26 protein-coding genes are annotated in these 25,402 nt (G+C 65.3%); 22 read left to right on the forward strand and 4 right to left on the reverse strand.

What is annotated here, in order from left to right; genetic code table 11:
• Positions 1 to 51: 51 nt before the first annotated feature.
• The 14 genes from ahaH to BM167_RS01485 all read left to right on the forward strand — a co-directional run bounded on the left by ahaH (position 52) and on the right by BM167_RS01485 (position 14,192).
• Positions 52 to 384 carry an ATP synthase archaeal subunit H gene (gene ahaH, locus BM167_RS01420; protein WP_092887696.1) on the forward strand — a complete coding sequence of 111 codons (333 nt, stop codon included), beginning with the start codon at positions 52 to 54 and terminating at the stop codon, positions 382 to 384.
• Complete coding sequence (locus BM167_RS01425) at positions 371 to 2,602, forward strand: V-type ATP synthase subunit I (RefSeq protein ID WP_092887699.1); 2,232 nt, start codon at positions 371 to 373, stop codon at positions 2,600 to 2,602. Before ahaH ends, BM167_RS01425 begins: the two co-directional genes overlap by 14 nt.
• Positions 2,603 to 2,798: 196 nt before the next feature.
• Positions 2,799 to 3,044: a hypothetical protein gene (locus tag BM167_RS01430; protein ID WP_092887702.1), complete on the forward strand. Its 246-nt coding sequence runs from the start codon at positions 2,799 to 2,801 to the stop codon at positions 3,042 to 3,044.
• 23 nt (positions 3,045 to 3,067) lie between these two features.
• Positions 3,068 to 3,649 (forward strand): V-type ATP synthase subunit E, encoded by a 582-nt coding sequence (locus tag BM167_RS01435; RefSeq protein WP_092887705.1) that lies wholly within the window; start codon positions 3,068 to 3,070, stop codon positions 3,647 to 3,649.
• A complete protein-coding gene (locus BM167_RS01440; protein WP_092887708.1) occupies positions 3,646 to 4,692 on the forward strand; it encodes a V-type ATP synthase subunit C in 1,047 nt (348 codons plus the stop codon). Before BM167_RS01435 ends, BM167_RS01440 begins: the two co-directional genes overlap by 4 nt.
• Positions 4,689 to 5,018: a V-type ATP synthase subunit F gene (locus BM167_RS01445; RefSeq protein ID WP_092887711.1), complete on the forward strand. Its 330-nt coding sequence runs from the start codon at positions 4,689 to 4,691 to the stop codon at positions 5,016 to 5,018. The genes BM167_RS01440 and BM167_RS01445 overlap by 4 nt, the downstream gene beginning before the upstream one ends.
• Before the next feature lies 1 nt (position 5,019).
• Complete coding sequence (locus BM167_RS01450) at positions 5,020 to 6,777, forward strand: ATP synthase subunit A (RefSeq protein ID WP_092887714.1); 1,758 nt, start codon at positions 5,020 to 5,022, stop codon at positions 6,775 to 6,777.
• A 3-nt stretch (positions 6,778 to 6,780) separates the two neighbouring features.
• A complete protein-coding gene (locus tag BM167_RS01455; RefSeq protein WP_092887717.1) occupies positions 6,781 to 8,208 on the forward strand; it encodes an ATP synthase subunit B in 1,428 nt (475 codons plus the stop codon).
• A gap of 99 nt (positions 8,209 to 8,307) precedes the next feature.
• The gene (locus BM167_RS01460) at positions 8,308 to 10,272 is read left to right on the forward strand and encodes a bacterio-opsin activator domain-containing protein (RefSeq protein ID WP_092887720.1); all 1,965 of its coding nucleotides are present in this window, start codon (positions 8,308 to 8,310) and stop codon (positions 10,270 to 10,272) included.
• A 47-nt stretch (positions 10,273 to 10,319) separates the two neighbouring features.
• The gene (locus BM167_RS01465; RefSeq protein ID WP_092887723.1) at positions 10,320 to 11,051 is read left to right on the forward strand and encodes a bacteriorhodopsin; all 732 of its coding nucleotides are present in this window, start codon (positions 10,320 to 10,322) and stop codon (positions 11,049 to 11,051) included.
• Between the two features lie 98 nt (positions 11,052 to 11,149).
• Positions 11,150 to 11,872, forward strand: a complete 723-nt coding sequence (locus BM167_RS01470) for a lycopene cyclase domain-containing protein (protein WP_092887726.1) — start codon at positions 11,150 to 11,152, stop codon at positions 11,870 to 11,872.
• The gene (locus BM167_RS01475) at positions 11,863 to 12,903 is read left to right on the forward strand and encodes a Brp/Blh family beta-carotene 15,15'-dioxygenase (protein ID WP_092887729.1); all 1,041 of its coding nucleotides are present in this window, start codon (positions 11,863 to 11,865) and stop codon (positions 12,901 to 12,903) included. Before BM167_RS01470 ends, BM167_RS01475 begins: the two co-directional genes overlap by 10 nt.
• Before the next feature lie 91 nt (positions 12,904 to 12,994).
• Complete coding sequence (locus tag BM167_RS01480; RefSeq protein ID WP_092887732.1) at positions 12,995 to 13,693, forward strand: V-type ATP synthase subunit D; 699 nt, start codon at positions 12,995 to 12,997, stop codon at positions 13,691 to 13,693.
• A gap of 109 nt (positions 13,694 to 13,802) precedes the next feature.
• Positions 13,803 to 14,192, forward strand: coding sequence for a DUF6276 family protein (locus BM167_RS01485; protein ID WP_092887735.1), 390 nt, complete (start codon positions 13,803 to 13,805; stop codon positions 14,190 to 14,192).
• Positions 14,193 to 14,235: 43 nt separating this feature from the next.
• On the opposite strand, the gene prf1 is transcribed toward BM167_RS01485, so the two are convergent.
• Positions 14,236 to 15,483 (reverse strand): peptide chain release factor aRF-1, encoded by a 1,248-nt coding sequence (gene prf1 / locus BM167_RS01490; RefSeq protein ID WP_092887737.1) that lies wholly within the window; start codon positions 15,481 to 15,483, stop codon positions 14,236 to 14,238.
• Positions 15,484 to 15,624: 141 nt separating this feature from the next.
• On the opposite strand from prf1, the gene minD reads away from it, so the two are divergent.
• Positions 15,625 to 16,866 (forward strand): cell division ATPase MinD, encoded by a 1,242-nt coding sequence (gene minD / locus BM167_RS01495; RefSeq protein WP_092887739.1) that lies wholly within the window; start codon positions 15,625 to 15,627, stop codon positions 16,864 to 16,866.
• A 63-nt stretch (positions 16,867 to 16,929) separates the two neighbouring features.
• On the forward strand, positions 16,930 to 17,076 hold the full coding sequence (locus tag BM167_RS18280; RefSeq protein ID WP_177213258.1) for a hypothetical protein: 147 nt from the start codon (positions 16,930 to 16,932) through the stop codon (positions 17,074 to 17,076).
• A gap of 1 nt (position 17,077) precedes the next feature.
• Here BM167_RS18280 and argS read toward each other — a convergent pair whose 3' ends face one another.
• On the reverse strand, positions 17,078 to 18,832 hold the full coding sequence (gene argS, locus BM167_RS01500) for an arginine--tRNA ligase (protein WP_092887742.1): 1,755 nt from the start codon (positions 18,830 to 18,832) through the stop codon (positions 17,078 to 17,080).
• Positions 18,833 to 19,075: 243 nt separating this feature from the next.
• Between argS and BM167_RS01505 the strand changes: the two genes are divergently transcribed.
• Positions 19,076 to 19,783 (forward strand): DUF120 domain-containing protein, encoded by a 708-nt coding sequence (locus BM167_RS01505; RefSeq protein WP_092887745.1) that lies wholly within the window; start codon positions 19,076 to 19,078, stop codon positions 19,781 to 19,783.
• Positions 19,784 to 19,785: 2 nt separating this feature from the next.
• Positions 19,786 to 20,466, forward strand: a complete 681-nt coding sequence (gene ribB, locus BM167_RS01510) for a 3,4-dihydroxy-2-butanone-4-phosphate synthase (RefSeq protein ID WP_092887748.1) — start codon at positions 19,786 to 19,788, stop codon at positions 20,464 to 20,466.
• Here ribB and BM167_RS01515 read toward each other — a convergent pair.
• Positions 20,458 to 21,342: an NAD-dependent epimerase/dehydratase family protein gene (locus tag BM167_RS01515; RefSeq protein ID WP_092887751.1), complete on the reverse strand. Its 885-nt coding sequence runs from the start codon at positions 21,340 to 21,342 to the stop codon at positions 20,458 to 20,460. The two genes, ribB and BM167_RS01515, sit on opposite strands and share 9 nt — an antisense overlap.
• 92 nt (positions 21,343 to 21,434) lie before the next feature.
• Between BM167_RS01515 and BM167_RS01520 the strand changes: the two genes are divergently transcribed.
• Positions 21,435 to 22,364, forward strand: a complete 930-nt coding sequence (locus BM167_RS01520; protein ID WP_092887754.1) for a branched-chain amino acid transaminase — start codon at positions 21,435 to 21,437, stop codon at positions 22,362 to 22,364.
• Positions 22,365 to 22,412: 48 nt separating this feature from the next.
• Here BM167_RS01520 and BM167_RS01525 read toward each other — a convergent pair whose 3' ends face one another.
• Positions 22,413 to 23,003, reverse strand: a complete 591-nt coding sequence (locus BM167_RS01525; RefSeq protein WP_092887757.1) for a DUF502 domain-containing protein — start codon at positions 23,001 to 23,003, stop codon at positions 22,413 to 22,415.
• Between the two features lie 166 nt (positions 23,004 to 23,169).
• Here BM167_RS01525 and BM167_RS01530 point away from each other — a divergent pair, with 166 nt between their 5' ends.
• From BM167_RS01530 to BM167_RS01540, 3 genes are all read left to right on the forward strand, one after another.
• Positions 23,170 to 23,712 (forward strand): CDP-2,3-bis-(O-geranylgeranyl)-sn-glycerol synthase, encoded by a 543-nt coding sequence (locus BM167_RS01530; protein WP_092887760.1) that lies wholly within the window; start codon positions 23,170 to 23,172, stop codon positions 23,710 to 23,712.
• 221 nt (positions 23,713 to 23,933) lie between these two features.
• A complete protein-coding gene (pyrE, locus tag BM167_RS01535; protein WP_092887764.1) occupies positions 23,934 to 24,455 on the forward strand; it encodes an orotate phosphoribosyltransferase in 522 nt (173 codons plus the stop codon).
• Positions 24,456 to 24,597: 142 nt separating this feature from the next.
• Positions 24,598 to 25,317, forward strand: coding sequence for a phosphoribosyltransferase family protein (locus BM167_RS01540; RefSeq protein ID WP_092887767.1), 720 nt, complete (start codon positions 24,598 to 24,600; stop codon positions 25,315 to 25,317).
• The last annotated feature ends 85 nt before the right edge of the window (positions 25,318 to 25,402 follow it).

Here is a 25,402-nt window from a genome sequence, read left to right on the forward strand (position 1 = left end):
TTTCCGCAAACACCTTATACGCCGGTACTGCAACTTTTCAGTGATACGAGTATGCCGAGACCAGAGGTTCTCGAACGGATCAAGACTGCCGAGAACGAGGCCGACGACATCGTCGCAGAGGCCGAGGCCGACCGCGAGGAGCGAATCGCGGAGGCGCGACGCGAGGCAGAAGAGATCCGTCAACAGGCCGAGGAAGAGGCGCGTGAGTACGAGGAGGAACGTCTCGACGACGCTCGCTCAGACATCGAGGAAGAGCGCGCGGAGATCCTAGAGCGCGGCGAGAGAGCGCGCAAGGAACTCGTCGAAGACGCACAGGACAACGCTGACGAGGCGGTCGAATACGCCATCGAACAGTTCGAGGAGGCGGTGCATGCTCAGACCTGAGCAGATGAGCAAAGTCTCCGTGACCGGGTCCAAACGCGTGATGGACCCCGTCATCGAGACGGTCCACGACCTGAACCTGCTACACGTCACCGAGTACGACGACACGTGGGACGGGTTCGACCCCGGCGACCCCGCAGAGGGTGCCGAGGACGCCTCCGAGAAACTCGTCACCGTCCGATCGCTCGAGAGCATGCTCGACGTCTCAGGCGACGACGCGGGGCCGACTCGCATCGTCACGGACGAGGCGCTCGAAGCCGACCTCGACGAGATTCGCGAGCAGGTCAACGAACTCGACGACGAACGACAGGACCTCCGTCAGGAACTCCGCGATGTCGAAGACCGCATCGACGCGATGTCGCCGTTCGTCGACCTTGGAATCGACCTCGACCTGCTGTCCGGGTACGACAGCCTGCAGGTCGCGGTCGGAGAGGGTCGAAGAGAGACCGTCGAACGCGCTCTCGTCGACGCCGACGACATCCGGGCGTACGAGGTCTTTTCGGGTGACAAGACGCTCGCCGTCTTCGCCCGTCCCTCGAAGCACGCCGACGGCGCGGCGCTCTCGGACGTTCTCGTCGGCGCCGACTTCGTCGCCATGGACGTGCCGGACGCAGACAGGAGTCCCGAAGACTACGTCCGCGACCTCGAACACGAGGCCGAGCAGATTCGCTCGGAACTGGAATCCGTCGAAGAGGAACTCGAACGGCTGAAACTCGACGCCGCGGGCTTTCTGCTCGCCGCAGAAGAGAAGCTCTCGATAGACGTCCAAAAGACCGAAGCGCCGCTCTCTTTCGCGACGACGGAGAACGCGTTCATCGCCGAGGGGTGGATTCCCTCCGAGCGATACACCGAGTTCGCCGCGTCGCTGAAAGACGCCGTCGGCGACCACGTGCAGGTCGAAGAACTCGAACGCGCGTCGTTCAGTTCCGACGGCAACGACCACGTCCGCGAGGACATCCCCGCGGACCCCGGCGGCGGCGGTCCGGGAACCCCCTCGGTCACGGACGGTGGAGACGGCGCAGACGCCGACGCGCGCGCCGACGGCGGCAGCGCGGTCGTGATGGAGAACGACGAACCGCCGACGGTGCAGAACAACCCCGGTGCGGTCCGCCCGTTCGAGATTCTCGTCAACGCCGTCAGCAAGCCGAGCTACTTCGAACTCGACCCGACGGTCATCCTGTTTCTGACGTTCCCGCTTCTGTTCGGGTTCATGATCGGTGACCTCGGGTACGGTCTCGTCTACATGGGAATCGGCTACTTCCTGTGGAGTCGGTACGACGACCGCCCGGCGTTCAAGAGCATGGGCGGGGTCACCCTCGCCGCGGGGCTGTTCACGCTCATCTTCGGTATCCTGTACGGCGAGATATTCGGGCTCCACCTCATCTCGACGTACTTCTGGGAGGGTCTCCTCGGTATGGGGCACCCGCCGATAGAGAAGGGTCTCTCGCCCGCAACCTCCGAGTGGGCCCTCGGGTGGCTCGTCGTGAGCCTGCTCGTCGGTATCGTTCACCTCAACATCGGGTACATCTTCGGCTTCGTCGAGATGTACGAACTTCACGACCTGAAGCACGCAGTCTACGAGAAGGGGTCGTGGCTCCTGATGCTGAACGGACTGTGGGTGTGGATCTTCTCGGACGTGACCCGCGGGACCGCCCCGGACTTCATGTTCACCACGTTCACGTCCGACGGCGTTCTCCCGCTCGGCTTCGCCGGGTTCCCGGAACTCGTCGGGTGGGCCGGACTCGCCGTCTTCTTCGTCGGACTCGCCCTCCTCGCGGTGGGCGAACCCATCGAAGCCGTCGAGTTCCTCAACGTGCTCGTGAACGTCCTCTCGTACACGCGTGTCGCGGCGGTGCTGTTGGCGAAGGCGGGGATGGCCTTCACGGTCAATCTCCTGTTCTTCGGCGTGTACACCGTCCCGGGCGAACACGGCGAGGAGTGGCACTTCATGCTCAACTACGGGCCGGAGTACGTCCTCAGCCACTACGACGAGGCGTCCATCATGTTCGGCGGCCTCGTCCACGGCGACGCGGCGACCATCCTCATCGGTCTGCTCGTCCTCGTCCTCGGGCACCTCCTCGTGCTCGCACTCGGCGTGACGAGCGCCGGTCTGCAGGCCGTGCGTCTCGAGTACGTGGAGTTCTTCAACAAGTTCTTCCAAGGCGGCGGCCGCGAGTACGAACCGTTCGGCTACGAGCGCCGCTACACCACCGAAGACTGAGACGCGCCCCTCCCTCTCGGCCTTCGCTATCTCTCCGTCCGCGAGCCGCGCCACTCGATAACTAGTTTCGCTCTATTCGGCCGAATTCGGGCCGATACGCCGGGCTACGGCGAAGCGGTTTGGGAACCTTTATGAGGTGTGTCTGTCCACATACGCACGTTCGGAGACGACAAACCGTCACAGAGCATACTCAACTATGTCAGCACTAACACTCCTACAGGAAGCTCAGGCAGCTGCCCCGGCTCTCGAAGCACCCGCCGCCGCCGCTCTCGCGGTCGGTTTGGCCGCGTTCGGCGCGGGATACGCGGAGCGCGGCATCGGTGCCGCCGCGATGGGTGCCATCGCAGAAGACGACGACCTCTTCGTCAACGGTCTCATTCTGACCGTTCTTCCGGAGACGCTCGTCATTCTGGCACTCGTCGTCGTGTTCCTGGTCTCGTAAGCACCATCCCACCCTTTCCATCAATGAGTTTGGATAACGTCGTCGAAGATATACGAGGCGAAGCACGCGCGCGTGCGGAGGAAATTCGCGAGGAGGGCGAGCGCCGCGCCGCTGAGATCATCGAGGAGGCCGAGGCGGACGCCGCGGAACTCCTCGAAACACGAGAGGCGGACGTCGAACGCCAGATCGAACAGGAGCGCGAGCAGTCGCTCTCCGGCGCGAAGTTGGAGGCGAAACAAGAACGCCTCGCCGCCCGGCGCGACGTCCTCGAAGACGTCCGGAGCCGAGTCGAGGACGAACTCGCCTCGCTCTCGGGCGACCGCCGCGAAGAACTGACTCGCACGCTCCTCGACGCCGCGGCCGACGAGTTCGACGACAGCGACGACGTCGTCGTCTACGGCCGCGCGGACGACGCCGCCTTGCTCGAAGACGTCCTTACGGATTACGACGGCTTCAGCTACGGAGGCGAGCACGACTGCCTCGGCGGCGTCGTCGTCGAGAGCGAGTCCTCGCGCGTCAGAGTGAACAACACGTTCGACTCCATCCTCGAGGGCGTCTGGGAGGACAACCTCAAGGAAGTGAGCACCCGACTGTTCGACCAATGAGTGTATCCGGCGGTTCCAATCCGGAGTACGTGACCGCTCGCGTCAGGGCGCGACAGAGCGCGCTGTACAGCGAGGAGGACTACCGCAAGCTGGTTCGGATGGGACCGGCCGAAATCGCCCGGTTCATGGAGGAGTCGGAGTACGAAACCGAGATCAACGCGCTCGGTTCCCGCTACTCGGGGGTCGACCTCATCGAGTACGCGCTGAACCGAAATCTCGCAAAGCAGTTCGACGACATCCTCGACTGGGCGGAAGGCCGCCTGTACGACCTCATCGCGCGCTACCTCCGGAAGTACGACGCGTGGAACGTCAAGACGGTCATCCGGGGGCTCTACTCGGACGCCGACCGCGACGATATCGCGGACGACCTCATCCGCGCGGGTGAGTTCTCCGAGGCGTTCCTCGACAGACTGCTCGACTCGAACAGCATCGAAGACGTCGTCGAGCGACTTCGAGGGACGATATTCGACGCCGGTCTCGACGAGGCGTACGCGGACTACGAGGAGACGGACGTCCTCGTTCCGCTCGAAAACGCCATCGACCGCGCGTACTACGAGACGCTGCTCGGGAACCTCTCGTCGAACGAGAAGACCCGACAGTACCTCGACTACCTCGAAGCCGAGATAGACTTCCGCAACGCGCGGAACGCGCTCCGACTCGCTCGAAGCGGGGCGGACATCGACCCCTCCGAGTACTATATCAGTGGCGGGGGTCTATTCTCGGCGTCGGAGCTGACGACGCTCGCGCAGAACCCCGACGAGTTGGTTTCGAGGATTCGCGACTCGGAGTACGGCGACGACCTCTCGGCTGCGCTCGACGAACTCGACGAGGCCGGTACCCTCCTCGGGTTCGAACGCGCCCTCGACGTCGCGCTCCTCGAGAAGGCCCGCGGGATGGGGAGCGTGTTCCCCCTCTCGGTCGGTCCGATCATCGCCTACATCCTGCGCAAAGAGCAGGAGGTGGACAACATCCGCGCCATCGCCCGAGGACGCGAGGCCGGTCTCTCCGAGGACGAGATCGAATCGGAGCTGGTCATCCTATGAGTCAGGAGATAGCCGTCATCGGGAGTCCGGACTTCACGACCGGCTTCCGGCTCGCGGGAGTCAGGAAGTTCCAGAACGTCCCGGAAGACGAGAAGACAGAACAGCTCGACGAGGCCGTAGAGGAGACGCTCGCGGACGACGACGTCGGCATCATCGTGATGCACGACGACGACGTAGAGCATCTCTCCCGCCAGGTCCGCCAGTCGGTCGAAACCAGCATCGAACCGACGCTGGTTACGCTCGGCGGCGGGGCGGGCGCAGGCGGCCTCCGCGACCAGATCAAACGAGCCATCGGTATCGACCTGATGGAGGAGGACGAAGACTAACATGAGTGCAACACAAGAGACTGTCCGAGAGGACGGCATCATCGAGAGTGTGAGTGGTCCCGTCGTGACCGCACGTGACCTCGACGCCCGGATGAACGACGTCGTCTACGTGGGCGACGAAGGTCTGATGGGCGAGGTCATCGAAATCGAGGGCGACATCACGACGATTCAGGTGTACGAGGAGACGTCCGGCGTCGGTCCCGGCGAACCCGTCGAGAACACGGGCGAACCGCTGACCGTCGACTTGGGTCCCGGTCTGTTGGACTCCATCTACGACGGCGTCCAGCGACCCCTCGACGTGCTCGAGACGAAGATGGGTAGCCCCTACCTCGACCGAGGCGTCGACGCACCCGGAATCGAACTGGACAAACAGTGGAGCTTCGCGCCCGAAGTCGCCGCCGGAGACGTCGTCGAACCCGGCGACGTCGTCGGCACCGTCGAGGAGACGGTCACCATCGACCACAAGGTCATGGTCCCGCCGACGTTCGAGGGCGGCGAAGTCGTCTCCGTCGAATCGGGCGAGTTCACCGTCGAGGAGGCGGTGGTCGAACTCGACAACGGAGAAGAGGTCACGATGCGTCAGGAGTGGCCGGTCCGAGAGGCCCGCCCCTCCGAGACGAAGAAGACGCCGCGGACGCCGCTCATCTCCGGGCAGCGCATCCTCGACGGGATGTTCCCCATCGCGAAGGGCGGGACGGCCGCCATCCCCGGGCCGTTCGGCTCCGGTAAGACCGTCACGCAGCACCAGCTCGCGAAGTACGCCGACGCGGACATCATCGTCTACGTCGGCTGCGGCGAGCGCGGTAACGAGATGACCGAGGTCATCGACGACTTCCCGGAACTCGAGGACCCCTCGACCGGAAACCCGCTGATGGCCCGAACCTCGCTCATCGCGAACACGTCGAACATGCCCGTGGCCGCGCGGGAGTCCTGCGTGTACACCGGTATCACCATCGCGGAGTACTACCGCGACATGGGGTACGACGTGGCGCTGATGGCCGACTCCACCTCCCGGTGGGCCGAGGCCATGCGCGAGATTTCCTCGCGTCTCGAAGAGATGCCCGGCGAAGAGGGGTACCCCGCGTACCTCGCCGCGCGCCTCTCCGAGTTCTACGAGCGAGCCGGTTACTTCGAGAACGTCAACGGCACGGAGGGGTCGGTCTCCGCCATCGGGGCCGTCTCCCCGCCGGGCGGGGACTTCTCCGAGCCGGTCACGCAGAACACCCTGCGCATCGTCAAGACGTTCTGGGCGCTGGACGCCGACCTCGCGGAGCGTCGGCACTTCCCGTCGATCAACTGGAACGAGTCGTACTCGCTGTACAAGGACCAACTGGACCCGTGGTTCCAGGAGAACGTCGAAGAGGACTGGCCCGACGAGCGCCAGTGGGCCGTCGACGTCCTCGACGAGGAAGCCGAACTCCGAGAGATCGTTCAACTCGTCGGTAAGGACGCGCTGCCGGAGGACCAGCAGTTGACGCTCGAAGTCGCGCGCTACCTCCGCGAGGCGTACCTACAGCAGAACGCGTTCCACCCGACGGACACGTTCTGTCCGCCGGAGAAGACGTACCTCATGCTCACCTCCATCCACCACTTCAACGACGAGGCGTTCAAGGCGCTCGAAGCGGGCGTCCCGGTCGAGGAGATCATCTCCATCGATGCCGCTCCGCGCCTGAACCGCATCGGCGTGCAGGAGGACTACGAGGAGTACGTCGCGGAACTGAAAGACGAGATCGCAGAGCAACTACGGGAGCAGTACTGAACGATGAAGGAATACCAGACCATCACCGAAATCAGCGGTCCGCTGGTGTTCGCCGAGGTCGACGAGCCGATCGGATACGACGAGATCGTCGAAATCGAGACGGAGAACGGCGAGACACTGCGCGGTCAGGTCCTCGAATCCTCGGACGGCCTCGTGGCCATCCAGGTGTTCGAGGGCACGAGCGGTATCGACCGGAACGCGTCCGTCCGCTTCATGGGCGAGACGCTGAAGATGCCCGTCACCGAGGACCTCCTCGGACGCGTCCTCGACGGGTCGGGCCAGCCGATAGACGGCGGCCCCGACATCGTCCCCGACGAGCGCCACGACATCGTCGGCGCGGCCATCAACCCCTACTCCCGAGAGTACCCCGAGGAGTTCATCCAGACCGGCGTTTCCGCCATCGACGGCATGAACACGCTGGTCCGCGGTCAGAAGCTCCCCATCTTCTCGGGGTCGGGGCTGCCGCACAACGAACTCGCGCTTCAGGTCGCCCGTCAGGCGACCGTTCCCGAAGAGGAGGAAGCGGGCGACGACGACGACGGCTCCGAGTTCGCGGTCATCTTCGGCGCGATGGGTATCACGGCCGAAGAGGCAAACGAGTTCATGGAGGACTTCGAGCGGACGGGCGCACTCGAACGCTCCGTCGTCTTCATGAACCTCGCGGACGACCCCGCAGTCGAGCGGACGGTCACGCCGCGTCTCGCGCTCACCACCGCCGAGTATCTCGCGTTCGAGAAGGACTACCACGTGCTGGTCATTCTCACGGACATGACCAACTACTGTGAGGCCCTGCGCGAAATCGGCGCGGCCCGCGAAGAGGTTCCGGGCCGTCGTGGCTACCCCGGATACATGTACACCGACCTGGCGCAACTGTACGAACGCGCCGGTCGAATCCAGGGCCGCGAGGGTTCCGTGACGCAGATTCCCATCCTCACGATGCCGGGTGACGACGACACGCACCCGATTCCGGACCTGACCGGATACATCACCGAGGGTCAGATCTACGTCGACCGTGACCTGAACAGCCAGGGCGTCGAACCGCCGATAAACGTCCTTCCCAGCCTCTCGCGGCTGATGGACGACGGTATCGGCGAGGGCCTGACGCGCGAGGACCACGCGGACGTCTCCGACCAGATGTACGCCGCGTACGCCGAGGGTGAGGACCTTCGGGACCTGGTGAACATCGTCGGCCGCGAGGCGCTGTCCGAGCGTGACAACACCTACCTCGACTTCGCCGACCGCTTCGAAGAGGAGTTCGTGGACCAGGGGTACGATACGAACCGCTCTATCGACGAGACGCTCGAAATCGGCTGGGACCTCCTGTCGATGTTCCCGAAGAAGGAGCTCAACCGCGTCGACGAGGAACTCATCGAAGAGCACTACCGAGAGTCCTCGACCGACGAAGGCGCCGAAGAAGTCACAGCAGACTGAGCCGTCGCCCACGTTCGTTTTTTCCGCGTTCGCACCGTCCGAGCGCCGCGTTCGTTCGGCCACCCCGAAACGTATCACCGCACAGATCCTACTGAAGACATGGCGAACCGGCTGTTCCAAGAGCGCGTGTTGGTCGCCGTCGCAGACGACCGGACGTACGAACGGGCCGAGAGACTGCTCCGGTCGGTTCTCGACGACTGTTCCATCCGGCGTGTCACCCGCTCGGCCGACGCGCGGTCCGGCGACGGAGCCTTCGACTGCGTGGTGGTCGCCGACGATCTTCCCGACGGTCGAGCGACGAGCGTCGCCGACGCGTTCGCGGACGCGCCCGTCGTGATACTGCGTCACCCCGACAGCGACCTCACGGTGCCGGAGGCGTTCGACGCGGGTGCGGCGGACGTCGTCACCGTCGGAGAGACGAACCGCTTCGAGCGACTCGGCGAACGAGTCGCGAGTGCGATGACCTGGTGGCGACGTCGAGCGGAGTTGACAGAACGCATCGGAGAGGACCTGAAAGAGCAGGCCATGGACGAGGCTCCGGTCGGTATCACTATCGCGGACATGTCGCTTCCGGACGGTCCGTTGGTGTACGTCAACGAGGCGTTCGAGACGACGACGGGCTACCCGAAATCGCAAGCGTTGGGCCGCAACTGTCGGTTTCTCCAGGGGCCGGGTACGGAGGAGGAACCGGTCGCCGAACTCCGGCGTGCAGTCGATTCCGAGTCGTCTGCGACGGTCGAACTGCTGAACTATCGACGCGACGGTGAGCCGTTTTGGAACCGAGTGGACATCGCACCGCTGTGCGACCCCGACGGACGAGTGACACACTACGTCGGATTCCAGACGGACATCACCGCGCGCGTTCGCGCCGAAGAGGCTGTCGAACGCGAACGTGCCCGGCTTCAGCGACTCGTCGACCACATCGAGGGGCTACTCGTGGAGACGTCCGAAGTTCTCGTGCGCGCGCAGGCGAGAGACGAACTCGAGCGGAAGGTGTGCGAGCGAATCGCGGCCACGGAGCAGTACTCGTGTGCGTGGATAGCCGACTGCGACCTCTCGCCGGAGGCCGTCGTTCCGGACGCGTGGGCGGGGGAGATGCCCTCGTCCGTCGTCGGGCTACGGATAGCCCTCGACGACACAGCCGACCCGGTCGCTCGGACCGTCGCGACGCGGACCCCGCAAATAGCCCGCGACCCCGAAGGACAGTTTCACCACAACGTCGTCCTCCCGTTCGGGGGCCTCGTCGCGGTCCCCTTACTCCACCGGGAGACGCTGTACGGCGTCCTCACCGTCTACGCGGAGACGGTCGACGAGCACGAGCGGATAGTCCTCGGCGCGTTGGGCCGGGCGGTCGGTGCCGCCATCGACGCGTTCGAGAGTCGTCGAACGCTCATCACCGACAGCCGTCTGTCGCTTCGGTTCGAGGTGGTCGCGCCCGACTCGCCACTCGTCTCCGTCGCTCGCCGAGGTGACTGCCGCCTCGACTACGAAGGCGTCGTCGCCCGCGACGACGGGTCCGTCGTCCTGTTCGTCTCCTCGCCGTCGTCAGACGTCGAACTCGACAGCTCGGACATCCCGGGACTCGACCACGTTCACCGACTGCAACGAACCGGCGGCACGGCCGTCTACGAACTGCTTCTCTCTCCCGGTTCGCTGCTCTCTCAGATTGCAGAGGGAGGGGCGCGACTCACAGACCTCACCGTCGATGCGACGCGGGGCACGGTCGTAATCGACACGACTGTCGCCGACCGAACGCTCGGGCGCAGACTCCTCGAAGACGTCGAACGAACGTCTCGTTCGGTTCGACTACTCGCGGTCGGCGAGAACGAAGACCCCACCGATACCCGACGGGCGTTCGCCGGTTCCGTCGAAGAGAAACTCACGGACAAACAGCGAACCGCGCTCCAACTCGCGCATCTCGGGGGGTTCTTCGAGTGGCCGCACGGTATCTCGGGAGACGAGTTGGCGGACGCGATGGATATCTCGCGTTCGACGTATCACCAACACCTCCGCGCGGCCGAGAAGAAACTCGTCTCGCAGTTCTACCGGCACCACCCCAACTAGTTTGGTAGGGCCGATATGCAAACTCATGCCATACTTGTGAGTGTACTATGGCAACCCCTGGAAGCGAATCGATATGGCTGTGGCTCGGTACGGCCGGAATGACGCTCGGAACGCTCTTCTTCATCGCCCGCGGGTGGGGCGTGAAGGACGAGAAAGAACAGCGGTTCTACATCATCACGATATTCATAACCACCATCGCGTCGGCGGCGTACTTCTCGATGGCGACCGGATTCGGCCTCACACAGGTGGAAGTCGGTACTCAGGTGCTCGACATCTACTGGGCCCGCTACGCGGACTGGTTGTTCACCACGCCGCTGTTGCTTCTCGACCTCGCGCTCCTCGCGGGGGCGAACAGGAACACCATCTACACGCTCGTCGGTCTCGACGTGTTCATGATCGGAACCGGACTCGCCGGTGCGTTCGCCTCCTCGGCACCCGCACGAATCGCCTGGTGGGCTATCAGCACCGTCGCGCTGTTGTTCCTCCTGTACTTCCTGGTCGAGGCGCTCTCGGAGGCCGCAAAGACGCAGACCGAGTCGGTTCGGAAACTGACGAACACGCTCCGAAACATGATAATCGTCCTCTGGTTGGCGTACCCCGTCGTCTGGATTCTCGGCACCGAAGGGACCGTCGGCTTCCTCCCGTTGTACGTCGAGACGGCGGCGTTCATGGTTCTCGACCTCACCGCGAAGGTGGGATTCGGGGTCGTCCTGCTGCGCAGTCACAGCATCCTCGAAGAGGCCGGACAGACGACTCCGGCGGCCGCGACTGCCGACTGAGAGCCGCCTCGGCTCTCCGTTTCTGTAACGTTTAAAAACACTCACGCAAACCATTCAGTCATCGTGTCTCACACCATTCCCGACCATCAGAGAGAACCGTGAGCGTGCGGCTCACGTACTTCGGCTTTCACGCCGTGTTTCTCCTGCCAGCGCTGGCGGTACTGGCAGTCGGCCTCTCTCACAGTCGTCGGCGGCTGGACGCCACTCACTGGGTCGGGACGGCGCTCATCACCGTGGTCGCCCTCCTGTACACGACGCCGTGGGACAACCACCTCATCTCCCGCGGCGTCTGGGGGTACGGCGACGGTGTCGTCGCCCTGCGGGTGTGGCTCGTCCCCGTCGAGGAACTCCTGTTCATGCTCTTGCAACCGCTCGTCGTCGCGCTCTGGTTGTACGCTCTCGCGCTGGCGGTGAGGTCCGCCTCGGTGACGACGCGAGACCGACTTCTCGGCGTCGCGGCGGGGGCTCTCGTCGGGGCTGTCGGCCTCGTTCTCTACGTGTTCGGCGGTCAGACGTACTACCTCGGAGCCATCCTCACGTGGGCCGCTCCGGTCCTCGCACTCCAGTGGGGGTTCGGGTGGCCCTACCTGTGGGCGGTCCGTCGGACGTTCGCCTTCGGCGTCGCCGTCCCGACGGTGTACTTCTGTCTGGCCGACCGCGTCGCGCTTCAGTTCGGCATCTGGCACATCTCGGCCGACCACACCACGGGCATCGCCCTGTTCGGACTCCCCATCGAGGAGGCGACGTTCTTCTTCGTCACGAACCTGTTCGTGGTGCAGGGTCTCCTCTTGTTTCACTGGGTGGTCGAACGATGGCGCTGAGCGAACGCCCCGCCGTCGATAGAAGAGTGAAGCGACGGCTCGCTCGAACGGTGTTTCCCGTCGCGTGGGTCGCCCTCGCGGCCGTCGGTGTCGCCTCGCTCGTCGGCGTCACCCTCGGCGGCCCCTCTCGGTACGTCCCCCTGTTAGCGAGCGTCGTCTTCCTCGGACTGCCGCACGGTGCGCTCGACCACGTGACCGTGCCGCGCGCCCGCGGGTCGGAGCCCTCGGTTCGGTCGCTCGCCGCCGTGGGGGCGCTGTATCTCGTCTTCGGCGGCCTCTACGCGGTCGTCTGGTTTCTCACCCCCGCCGCGGCGTTCGTCGGCTTTCTCCTTTTGACGTGGTTTCACTGGGGGCAGGGGGACGTCTACCCGCTCGTCTCTCTGACCGAGGAGACGCACCTTCGAACCCGGGGGCAACGCGCCCTCGCGGCGACCGTCCGCGGCGGGATTCCGATGGTCGTCCCGCTCGTCGCGTTCCCGGAGACGTACCGCCGCGTCGCGGCGACGACCGTCGAACTGTTCGCCCCGGAAGTGACGTTCGCGTGGCTCGTTTCCCCGCCGCTCCGAATCTCCGTCGGCGTCGGGCTGGCTCTTGTCACCCTCGCGTCGCTTCTCCTCGGGTGGCGTCGAGCGCCACACGGTCCCTCTCGCACCGCGTGGCTGGTCGACGTCGGCGAGTCGGTGCTGCTTTGGGCGTTCTTCCTCGTCGTCCCCCCGCTGGTCGCCATCGGGCTGTACTTCCCGTTGTGGCACTCGCTGCGGCATCTCGCACGCCTCGCTGCGCTCGATTCGCCGGTCGCCGACGCGCTGTCGAACGGCCACTCTCTTTCGGCCGCCGCCTCTCTCGGCCGCGACGCACTACCGATGACGGCCGGCGCGGTGGTCTTTCTCGGCGCTCTCGCGTTGACCGTTCCGACGGCCGTCGGTGGTATCGACGAAGTCGCGTCCGTCTATCTCGTCTCGCTCGCCGTCCTCACCCTCCCGCACGTGGTCGTCGTCTCGGTACTCGACCGGGTGCAAGGGATCTGGTGACCCTCTCGTGGCCCGTCGTGGACTCGGTTCGGAGCCGGTTCGCGGAGACTGAAAAGGATTAACCCCCTCCGTCCACAAGCGTCCCCCAAGGATGGCCAACGACGTCAAACCGACTCGGAAGAACCTGATGGCGATAGAGGACCGCATCGAACTCTCCGAGCGAGGCCACGACACGCTGGAGCAGAAACGCGACGGCCTCATCATGGAGTTCATGGACATCCTCGACCAGGCGCAGGACGTCCGTTCGGAACTCAACACCAACTACGAGACCGCACAGCGGAAGATAAACATGGCGCGCGCGATGGAGGGCGACGTCGCGGTGCGCGGTGCGGCCGCGGCGCTGAAAGAACACCCGGAGATCACGACGCAGTCGAAAAACATCATGGGCGTCGTCGTCCCGCAGATAGAGTCCTCGCGCGTCAGAAAGAGCCTCGACCAGCGCGGCTACGGGCTGCTCGGGTCGTCCGCGCGCATCGACGAGGCCGCAGACGCCTACGAGGAACTGCTCGAAAGCATCATCCTCGCCGCGGAAGTCGAGACGGCGATGAAGAAGATGCTCAGAGAGATAGAGACGACGAAGCGCCGCGTCAACGCCCTCGAATTCAAGCTCCTCCCCGACCTCTACGAGAACCAAGAGTACATCGAGCAGAAACTCGAAGAACAGGAGCGCGAAGAGACGTTCCGCCTGAAGAAGATAAAGGGCAAGAAAGAGGAAGAAGAGAAGGAAGAACGCGAGGCCGAGGCGGCCGAAGAGGCCGCCGAAGCCGAGAGACTCCCGGCGGACGACTGACGGGCGACCCCTCGGAGTCGGTCGGCGTCGCTTCGGCTCACCATCCGTTTCTCCGCCGCTCTCCGGACGACACCACTGGTTTTTCCTCGCCGCCGCCGTATCTCGACGTATGACTCGCACGTGTCCGGACTGCGGCGGTGACCTCGTCTCCTTTGCCGTCCCCGACGGCCTCGAACCGCACGCGCCGGACGCACCCGCAGCGGCGCTCTGTTCGAACTGTCTCCGAACGTACCCCGCAGACGCCGCCGAGTCGGCCGACTTCGGTTCGGTCGCGGACTACTTCCCCCGCGGCGACGGCGGCGCGGCGACGGCGCTTCTGCTCGGACTGCTCGACTCGCTGGCGTTGAACCGCGCCGCAATCGAGTCGCTCGCTGACCGCGCCGAACGCGACGGCGCGGACGTGCTGTTGACGCTCGACAGAATCGACGGCGACGCGACGCTCGCCCCTCACTTCGACGTCGGCCGTCGTCGCACGCAGGTCGGACAGATACTCGACTGAGGCGGCGAACCCGCTCCGTCGGAGAAGAACCGTTCTCGCTCGCTTAGACGCCGGTGGCGTAGCGGAGGATGCCCGCGACGCCGCCGAAGGCGTCGTGCAGTTGCTCGCCCTTCTCGAAGTCCGTCGAGATGAACTTCGTCTCCGTCCCACGCTGTTCGGCGATGGACATCAGATGTTCGATGACGTCATCGCGGTCTTTCTTTTCGGCCTCCTGACCGCACTCGGTGCACTCGTGTCCGGGGTCACCGTGGCGGCGGTCCACGACTTCGTACTCCTCGTGGCCCTCCGGACACTCGTAGACGACGACGTCCGAGTGGAGGTCCTCCGAGAGGAGGAGTCGGTCGACGGAGCCCATGACGAGGTTCTTCCGGGTGGGTCCGAACCCGTACGTCGCCTGCTCTCCGGTGTGGAGTTTCTCGAAGAACTCCTCCATCTGGGATTTGTCCTTCATCACCTCCTGATCCGCGAGCACGTCCTGTGCGGCGTCGACTAAGTCTTTGAGCCCGGACTCGTCGGTGTAGGAGACGTCGAACTTCCCGACGACGTGGTCTTGCAGTTCGTGGTGGAGGTAGTCGCCGTCCAGGAACTCGTCTTTCGTCGGCGACGGACCGCCCACGAGGATGCCGTCGAGTTCGTGTCGCCGCGAGACGAACAGGTCGTTTGCCATCCCCGCGACCTCCTGATAGAAGTTGTCGATGGCTTCCAGACGGAGGCGGGCGAAACGCTGGGCGGACTGGCCACCTTTCCGCTGTTTGCCGGGGACGAGAGAGGAGGCGGACTTGACGGGTTCGACGCGCTTGCCTTTCAGCCACCCGACGTTCGCCTCGCGGCGGTCGAGGACGATGAGGCCGAACAGTCCCTTGTCCGTCAGCATGTTTTCGAGCGGTTCCGTGAGGAAGTCCGAGTCGCAGTGGTAGCGGAACGACTGGATGGGCTCGGGCGGACTGTCCAACACCTTCGTCACCATCTCCGTCTGGCCGCCGCCGGAGTTGACCGCGCCGGAGAAGATGACGATGCCGTTCTCGGGGGGGAAGGTGTCGTAGTAGCGGAGGCGGTCCTTGATCGACTTCAGGGCGTCTTGGACGGCCGTGCGCGTCTGTTTCGACTTGATATTCGACGCCTCAGAGTGTTCCTGCGTGACGTGGGCGACGACGTCGGATATCTGTTTGTCCTCCGGGATGTAGATAGTGACGAGTTGCGTTCCGGAGCCTTCGAAATCCTCTAGCTCCTCTATGACCTTCCGGAACTCGTACTTCCGGCGGTCCTCGCTCGCCTCGGCGTCGGTACTCATTGTCGAATATAGGCCGGCGAGAGGCTAAGTAACCTACGACTGTCGGGGAACGTCCGGACGAACGGCAGATCGGCGGTGTGTCGGCGGTTCGCTCGGAATAGGTTTATGTGGTTGTCTCGGGAGAGTCCGAACGAGTAAGATATGGGACGGGTGTACGCAGTGGTCAGCGCGAAGGGAGGCGTCGGAAAGACCACGACGACGACGAATCTCGCGGCGGCCCTCGCCGCGGCGGGTGCCGACGTCGCGGTGGTCGACGGCGACCTCGGCATGGCGAACCTCGCGGGGGCGTTGGGCGTCGTACCGACGGAGCCGACGCTCCACGACGTTCTCGCGGGCGAATCGGACGTGTCCGAGGCGACGCAGGAGGGACCGCACGGGATGGCCGTGGTTCCGGGGGCGACGGACCTCGACGCGTTCGCTCGCGCGGACCCGGAGGGTCTCCGCGCGGTGCTCTCCGAACTGGCCGACCGATACGAGTACGTCCTGCTCGACACGGGCGCAGGACTGAGTAACGACACCGTCGTCCCCCTCACGTACGTCGACGAGGCGATTCTCGTCTCGACGACGGGGCGGGACGCGTTGGGGGACACCGAGAAGACGCGGCAGGTCGCGGTCCGACTGGACGTACCGGTCGCGGGCGCGGTGCTCACGCGCGTGGACCCCGAGAACCCGAACGCGGCCACGGTCGAAGAGCAACTCGACGCCGAGATACTGCAGGCGATTCCCGACGAGAACGTCGTCCGCCGGGCGGGCGACGCGGGCGAACCGCTCACGACGTTCGCGCCGGGGAGTTCGGCGGCCGCCGCCTACAGAGCGCTCGCAGCGGACCTGACCGGAGAACCCGTTCCGCAACCGGACGCCGTCGCCGCGCCGGACGACCCGAGCGAGGAGGCCCCGGAGGACGTTCCCGCCGCGGAGGACGTTCCCGCCGCGGACGACGACGAGACGCCGGACGCGTCCGCCGACGAGACCGGAGGCGAGGAGGAACGCCGAGAGGAAATCATCGTCGCGGGCGACCACGAAGCCGACGCCGACGCGGATGCGGACGAACCGCTCGTAGCGGACGCAGAACCCGAAGACGCGCCCTCGGAGCGGTCGGTGGACGCGGACGACGGCGAGTCGAAGGCAGACGAACCGCTCGTCGAATCCGCCGAACCAGACGCCGAGGAGGACCCGCAGATACCGTTCGCGAGCGACGACGGCGCGGACGGCGCGGACGACGCGGACGACGCGGACGATGCGAACGACGAAGACGACGCGGACGACGAGGAGGACGAAGACGACGGCGTCTTCACCACGGAGTTAGGCGAGAGCGCGGACGGTGCCGGAAAGCGCGGCGACGACGACGAGAAGAAGGGACTGTTCGGTCGATTCCTCGGTTGACCCGCCGACCCCGAGCGCCGACGAACGGGAAGTTCTTTTACGCGTCTGGTCGCAGGCGTTGGTATGGCAGAATCTAGCTCTAGCGTCCCGTTTTGGTGGATAGTCCTCTTCGTCGTGCTGGCGTTGGGTGCGGGAGCGCTCGCCGTCTCCTCGGTCGGCGGGTCGCTCCTCTCGTCGCCGGGCGTCGTAGTGCCCGCGTTCGGACTATAGCCTACATCGAGTCGGGCGCTTCGATACCCAACACCCAGAGCGCGTTCGCCACCGTGTGGCGCGCTGCCTCGACGAGTCCGAGACGGGCGGCGGCCACGTCGTCGTCGTCGGCGTTCAGCACCGAACACTCGCGGTAGAAGGTGTTGAACGTCTCCGCGAACTGGCGGACGTACGTCGCCACGACGTGCGGTTCCAAGCCGTCGGCCGCCTCCTCGACGACGAAGGGGAAACGCGCGATGGTCGCGACCAGTTCACGCTCCTCCGGGCCGTCGAGAAGCGAAGCGTCGGTGGACGCCTCGATGCCGGACGCCTCGGCTTCCTCGACGATGCCGCAGCACCGAGCGTGGACGTACTGGACGTACGGCGCGGACTGAGCCTCGAAGTCGAGCGCTCGCTCCCACTCGAACGTGATTCCCTTCGTCGGTTGCTTCGAGACGATGTCGTAGCGAACGGCACCGATGCCGACCTGTCGGGCGATGCGTTCGACGTCCTCGTCGTCGAGTTCGTCGTCGCGGATGCGACTGTCGAGGCGCGACTCGACTTCCTCGCGTGCGCGTTGGACCGACTCGTCCAACAGGTCGTCTAAGTCGACGCCCGTCCCCTTCCGGGTGGACATCCCGCCCTCGGGGAGGTTCACCCACGAGTAGAACGTCTGACGGAGGTTCTCGGTGTCGTTCCCGAGGATTTCGAGTGCGGTCTCCAACTGTTCGGCCTGCAGTTTGTGGTCCTCGCCGAGGACCGTCACCGCCTCGTCGTAGTTGTCGAACTTCCACTCGTGGTGCGCCAAGTCGCGCGTCGTGTACAGCGTCGTCCCGTCCGACCGGAGGAAGACGAGGTTCTTCTCGAAGTCGAACGACGAGAGGTCGAGTTGCCACGCGTCCTCCTCGTAGACCGAGTACTCGGAGTCTTTCAGTCGCCGGACTACCTCTTCTGCGTCGCCGTTGCGGATGAACTTCGTCTCCTTGACGAACCGGTCGAACTCCGCGGGCAGGCGTTCCAAAGAGGCGGTCATCCCCGAGAGCACCTGGTCAACCACGACGGCGACGCGTTCGAACGTCTCCTCGTCGCCCGCTTCGAGGCCCTGCATGATGCTCGCAATCTCCTCTTCTGCGGCCTCCGCGTCCTCCTCGTCGGCGTCTTCGAGGAAGGCGTTGCCCTTCCGGTAGTAGCGCACTAAGTCGTAATCGGAGCGGTCCCGTTCGGGGTCGGGGAGGTCGGACTCGTCGAACGTCTCGTAGGCCCACGTGAAGACGGCGACCTGTCGCCCGGCGTCGTTGACGTAGTAGTGACGCTCCACGTCGTTCCCGGCGAAATCGAGGATGCGCGCGATGGCGTCGCCGAGGATGGGGTTCCGGGCGCGTCCCACGTGGACGGGGCCCGTCGGGTTCGCACTCGTGTGTTCGACGACCACGTCCTTGCCCGTGTCGGAGAGGCGTCCGTACTCGTCGTCGCGGCCCGCCTCGACCGTCTCGGCGTAGTAGGCGTCGGAGACGTGGAAGTTCACGTACGGCCCCTGCGGCGTCGCGGAGTCGAGGTACGTGTAGCCGGTGGCGTCTATCTGCTCTGCGATGTCGACTGCGACTTTCGGCGGCGGCGCGCCGACTTCGCCCGCCAGTCGGAAGGCGGCGCTGGACGCCAGCGTCGCGGAGACGCCGTCCGGCGGCTCTTCGACGCCGAGGTCGTCGGTCGGCAGGTCGAGCGCGGAGAGTGCAGTAGAGACCGCATCTTCGACCTCCGAACGGAACTCTCGAAACATGCTCGGAGGTTCTCGCGGCGCGGCTAAAGGACTTTCCGAACCGCGACGACGCTCTCGGACCCGCGTTTCGGACCGCCCCGACGCGGCCGTCGCCGCCGCAACCGACGCACTTACCCTCGCTCTCCGACTACCCGACCACGAACCCGTCCGTAGGGGAGACCGACTCCGAACGCTACGGTTCTCACTTCTGTTACGCGTCTCATATCCGGTACGCTTATTCCGAGCCGATTCGAAGACGGGGACATGTCAGAATCGGCAGTCGCCGCCGTCGGCTACGACGAACTGGCCGCGTTGAAGTTCGTCGCCATCGAAGGCGGGTGCTCCGGCCCGGTGAAAGTCTCTTGCTCCGGTCTGGCGTCGCGTCTCGACGCGTCGAGCCAGACCGCCTCGCGCCGCCTCCAACGACTCGAAGAGGCCGGTTACGTCGAACGCGACGTGGTGTCGGACGGCCAGTGGGTTTCGGTTTCCGAGGACGGCGAGGCGGCCCTTCGGCGGGAGTACGCCGACTACCGTCGAATCTTCGAGACGGAGGACGCGGAGGCGGTCGAACTCGGCGGCACCGTCACCGGCGGTATGGGCGAGGGCAAACACTACATCTCGCTTTCGGGCTACATGCGGCAGTTCGAGAACCGCCTCGGCTACGAACCGTTCCCGGGGACGCTCAACGTCCGCTTGGACGACGGGAGCGTTCGGGCGCGCGCCGGGATGGCGTCGCTCTCTGCGGTCGCCATCGATGGGTGGGAGGACGACGAACGGACGTTCGGCCCGGCGGCCTGTTACGCCGCGACGGTCGAGTTCGAGGACCAATCGTACGCGCCGGCCCACATCATCGTCCCCGAACGCACCCACCACGACGAGAGCCAACTCGAGATTATCGCGCCCGAGAAACTCCGAGACGAACTCGAACTCGCGGACGGCGACCACGTCACCGTCCGCGTGGAGGAGGTGTGACCGTGACGACGACGAAACAGACCGACGACGCGTTCGGTCGCGCCCTCGCGGCGTTCCGCGCGGGTGACCCGATTCTCGTCCACGACTTCGACGACAGGGAAGGCGAGACGGACATCATCTACCCCGCCCACTCGGTGGCGGCGGCGGACGTGGCCCGCCTCCGAAACGACGCGGGCGGACTCGTCTGCGCCGCCGTCTCCGACGCCGCCGCCGAGGCGATGAACCTCCCCTTCTTGGGGTCCGAAATCGACCACCCGGCCGCCGCCGACCACGAATTGGCGTACGACGACCGGTCGTCGTTCTCGCTCCCGGTGAACTACCGCGAGACGTTCACGGGGATAACCGACGACGACCGAGCGCTCACCATCACGAAACTGAGCGAGGCGGCCGACGCCGCCGTCGACGGCGAGTACGACGCCGACGACTTCGCGGCGGACTTCCGAACGCCCGGCCACGTCACCCTCCTCCGGGGTGCGCCCGGACTCCTCGACGACAGGCGGGGCCACACCGAACTCGGACTCGCACTCGCGGACGAGGCGGGTATCGGCCCGGCGGTCGTCGTCTGCGAGATGCTCGACGACGAGTCGGGCGCGGCGCTTCCGACCGCCGCGGCGCGCGAGTACGCCGAACGCCGCGGCTTCCCGTTTCTCGACGGCGACAGCATCGTCGACTCCTTAGCGTAGGTCCCGCCAACTCCGCTCGGGTTCCCACCCGAGCATCCGACGCGCCTTCTCCGCGGAGACGAGCGATTCGTACCCCTCGAACGACCTCCGCGTCTCCACGTCGGGATACTCCTCTTCGAGGAGTTCCGCCGTCTCTACGTCCGCGTTCGTGTCCGCCGCGGCCACCCAGAACCGTTCGTGACCCTCGAAGTCGGCTTCGACTGCCCGGCGGACGGCGTCTGCGGCGTCCTCCTGTGCGAGGTACGAAAACAGGGTGTTCCGTATCGAGTGGAAGTTCTCCGACTGGCGGAGTGCGGGGAGTCTCCGGTCCGCGTTCAGGAACGTCTCGCGCATCTGGGCTTCCGTCGGCATCCACGGGAACCTGAAGGAGGTGATGGTATCGGGGCCGTCGGGCCGCCGAGCGAACCCGTCCGCGGTCACCTCGACGACCTGTTTGCCGAGGCCGTACGGGTTCGACGGCGTCAAGCGATGGTCTTCGTCCACGGGGAGATACGAGAGGCGGACCGGCCCGGGTTCGAAACTCGCGCCGAGAGCGCTCATGCTGGACGCGAGGACGACGGTGTCGATGCCGAGCGATTCGGACGCCTCCAGGACGTTGTACGTGCTCATCGCGTTGCTCTCGTAGACGACGTAGCCCGGGTCGTGACCCGGTTCCGAGAGCATCCCGAGGTGGACGACGGCGTCGGCGTCGGCGGTGGCGAACGCGCCGTACGTTTCCCCGGCGTCGGTCATGTCGGCCCGGAGGTTCGCGTCGCCGACGGACCCCCCGCTTCGACTGCAGTTCACCACGCGATAGCCCGCATCGCTGAGTGCCCGCACGACGGCGGGGCCGATACGTCCGGTCCCGCCCGTTACGGCGACTGTCTTGGGTGGCATTCGTAATCACTCCACGCACCGGCGGCGCAAAAACCCGGCGCGCGTCGCCGTGTCGCCTACCATTTTATCACCTGCCCCACAAACCACGCGGTATGGGATTCGACGAGATGGATGTCGACACTATCTGGATGGACGGTGAGTTCGTCGATTGGGAGGACGCGCAGATTCACGTCCTCTCGCACGGACTTCACTACGGAACCGGCGTCTTCGAGGGCGTCCGCTGTTACGACACCGAAGACGGTCCGGCCATCTTCCGGTGGGACGAGCATCTGGACCGCTTTTACGCCTCCGGGAAGCCCTACGACATGGAGATTCCGTTCGACAGAGAGGAACTCACCGAAGCGACGATGGAACTCGTTCGCCGACAGGACCTCGAATCCTGTTACATCCGACCCGTCGCCTTCTACGGCTACGATTCGCTCGGCGTCAGCCCCAAGGACAACCCCGTGCAGGTCGCTATCGCGGCGTGGCCGTGGGGGACGTACCTCGGCGACGAGGCCCTAGAGAAGGGCGTCGACGTGATGGTCTCCTCGTGGCGAAAGCACGCGTCGAGTCAGATTCCGACGAACGCGAAGACGACCGGTCTGTACGTCAACTCGATGCTCGCGGGCGAGGAAGCGCGCCGAAACGGCTACACCGAAGCCATCGTCCTCAACAAGGAGGGCAACGTCGCGGAGGGCCCCGGCGAGAACATCTTCATGGTCAACGACGGCGAGATATACACGCCCGGCCTCTCCGAGAGCATCTTGGACGGAATCACCCGAAACACCGTCATCGAACTCGCCCGAGAACACGGCTACACCGTCCACGACCAAGCGTCCATCTCGCGCGGCGAACTCAACACCGCAGACGAACTGTTCTTCTCCGGTACCGCCGCCGAAATCACGCCCATCCGGAAGGTGGACAACGTCGAAATCGACGACGGCACCCGCGGCCCGGTCACCGAGGAACTCCAACAGGCGTTCTTCGACCTCGTGGAAGGTCGCTCCGACGACCACGAGGAGTGGTTCTCTTACGTCTGAGGTCGTACCGACGCCGCAGCACCTCTTCTCTGCGTCTTCGCCGCCCGTTCAGTCGTCTTCGGTCTGTACGTCGATGTCGATAGCGGAGCGAGTCTCGTCTTCGGCGAACCCCGCAGAGAGGATGCGCGTCAACGCCTCCTCGACGTTCTCGTCGAGTTCCGTGATGTCTTCTGGTTCTACCTCCATCACGAACCCGGTGGTGATGTTCGGAGCCGTCGGCATGAAGAGAACCACTCGCCCGTCTTTCGTCGTCTGTCCGGTCTTGAACGCCGTCATCCGAACGCCCGGCCACGTCTCCAGTTGGACGGGCGTCTGCAGGTCTTCGGTCCCCGTCAACGCCGTCTCGACGGCGAGTTTCGACGCGTTGTAGAGGATGCGAACGAGGGGGACCCGATTCATCGTCGCGTCGAGATACGTCTCGAACAGTCGCCCCACCGTCGTGCGCATCAGATAGCCCACCGAAAGCACCAACATCACGAACACGACGATGGCGACGAAGAACCCGAACGGTTGGTCCAACGTCCTGATGACGGGCAGTCTGACGATGCTCGAGTAGAGATAGTTGAGAACCCACAGGATGACCAAAATGGGGACCAGTATCACCAGTCCGCTTGCGAAGTCGCGTCTCCACGAGGACATCTATTATCGAGTAGGTGAATCCGAGCCCTTAAGAGAACTTCTGTCCGGACCGTTCGTCGGCGCGGCGCGTCCCCCGCCACCGACGTCCCTCGGTCGGAGCGACAGACCCCGTCCGATTCCGACCGGAATCACGGTGTCTTAAGTCTCGGGCAGCGGTTTTCCACGTATGGTTATCGACCTCGTCGTCGTCGCGTTCTGGACCATGCTGCCCGCGTACGTCCCGAACAACGCGGCCGTCCTCGCCGGGGGCGGCGCGCCGATAGACGGGGGGCGGACGTGGGGCGACCGCCGCCTCCTCGGCGACGGCAAGACGTGGCGCGGAACCGCCGCGGGAACGCTTGCGGGGGTCGCCGTCGCTCTCGCCTGCAACGCCGCCGCCGGTCCCGTCTCTGCGATGCTCGGCGTCTCGCTCCCGACGTTTCCGCTGATTGCGGCGGTCGGACTCGCCTTCGGCGCGATGGTCGGCGACATCGGCGCCTCCTTCCTGAAACGACGGAGCGGACGCCAACGCGGCGCGGCGTTCCCCGGACTCGACCAACTCGACTTCGTCGTCGGCGCACTCGTCTTCGCCGCGGCGTTCGACCTACCGTGGTTCCTCGGGACGTTCACGCTCCCCGTCCTCGGGGCGGTACTCGTCCTCACACCGATTCTGCACGTGACGACGAACGTCGCCGCCTACCTCCTCGGCGTGAAGAACGAACCGTGGTAAACCACCTTTTTACAGGGGGTCCTCGCGCGCCTCCGGCGCGCTCGAACCCCCTCCAAAAATCTGGACCAAAAACTCCGCGAGACTCGGGCTTCGCCCTCACTCGCGGTACGGCGTCGGTGTCCTCTCCGCACCGCTTCGGCGGCCACCGTACCGTTCCCGCTACTGCCTCACTGCCGCCGCGAACCGCCCCGTTTAACCTGTTCGGGTGACCCGACGACAGTATGACGAACGACGAACTCATCGAGGCCCTGCGAGAGGCCGAGGCGGTCCAGTACGGAGAGTTCGAACTCTCCCACGGCGGCACCTCGGACTACTACGTGGACAAGTACCTGTTCGAGACGGACCCCACCTGTCTCCGACTCATCGCGGAGGCGTTCGCCGAGGAACACGGCGGCGAGAAACTCGCGGGCGTCGCACTCGGTGCCGTCCCCCTCGTCGCGGTGACGAGCGTCGAGACGGACACGCCCTACGTCATCGCGCGCAAGAAGGCGAAGGGGTACGGCACCGCAAAGCGCATCGAGGGGCGCTTGGAGGAGGGCGAGGAGATTCTCGTCCTCGAAGACATCGCGACGACCGGAAAGAGCGCCCTCGACGCCGTCGAAGCCCTCCGAGACGCCGGCGCGGAGGTCAACCGCGTTCTCGTCGTGGTGAACCGCGAGGAGGGCGCGGAGGAACGACTCGCCGAAGCGGACGTCGAACTCGACGCACTCATCACCGCGGACGAACTGCTGGCCGACCGGTAACGACTCGCTCTCTTCGGACCCACCCGCTATCCCCGTCCGGCACACAGTCCCGCGTGCCGACCGTTGTCACCCACGTCCGTGAGCAACTGCCCTCTCAGCGACATCGAAGTATTCATACTTACGCAAACTCGTCCATCGAGATATGAACAGAGCGGAGAAAGCGGCTCTCCAACTCCAAGCCGTCGCCGTCCTCCGGATGCTCAAAGAGACGAGGACGTACGACGAACTCGCCGCACTCACCGAACTGCCCGCGGGCGACCTGAACCGGTACGTCAACGGGCACGTCCTCCCCGGCATCGAACGCGCCCGCGACGTCGTCGAAGGCGTCGGGCGCGAGGCTCTCGCGACCGAACTCGAAGCGCGCGTCGCGTTCGACGACGAGGGGTACGTCGACAACTCCGGCGTCGTCTTCGACCAGTCGTTTCTGGACCTCGTCGCGCCCGTTGCGGCCAACACCCTCGGATTCGAACGGCCCGACGTCGTCCTCACGGCGGCGACTGACGGCATCACCCTCGGTGCGGCGATGGCGTCGTACTTCGACGCCCGCGTCGCCTACGCGAAGAAGTCCAAAGAGACGGCCGTAGAGGAGTTCATCGAGTCCCGCCAGCGACTCACCTCCGGCATCGAACTCACGTACTACCTCCCGGAACGCGCCCTCTCGTCGGGCGAGAACGTACTCATCGTCGACGACCTCATCCGGTCGGGCGAGACGCAGGAACTGCTCCTCGACATCGCGAAACAGGCCGGGGCGGAGGTCACCGGCGTCTTCGCTCTCATCTCCGTCGGCGAGAAAGGAACCGACCGCGCGAAGGAACTGACGACCGCACCCGTCGGCGCGCTTTCGGCGTTCGACACCGAGTGAGGCGGCCGTCGCCGGGCGCGCGTCCGATAGCCGTCCACCGCCCCCGACGTCGTCTCCGCCCGTCTCCGTTCTCGCGACCCTCACG

Origin of the sequence: Halopelagius inordinatus, from assembly GCF_900113245.1 — an archaeon.
Taxonomy (GTDB): Archaea; Halobacteriota; Halobacteria; order Halobacteriales; family Haloferacaceae; genus Halopelagius; species Halopelagius inordinatus.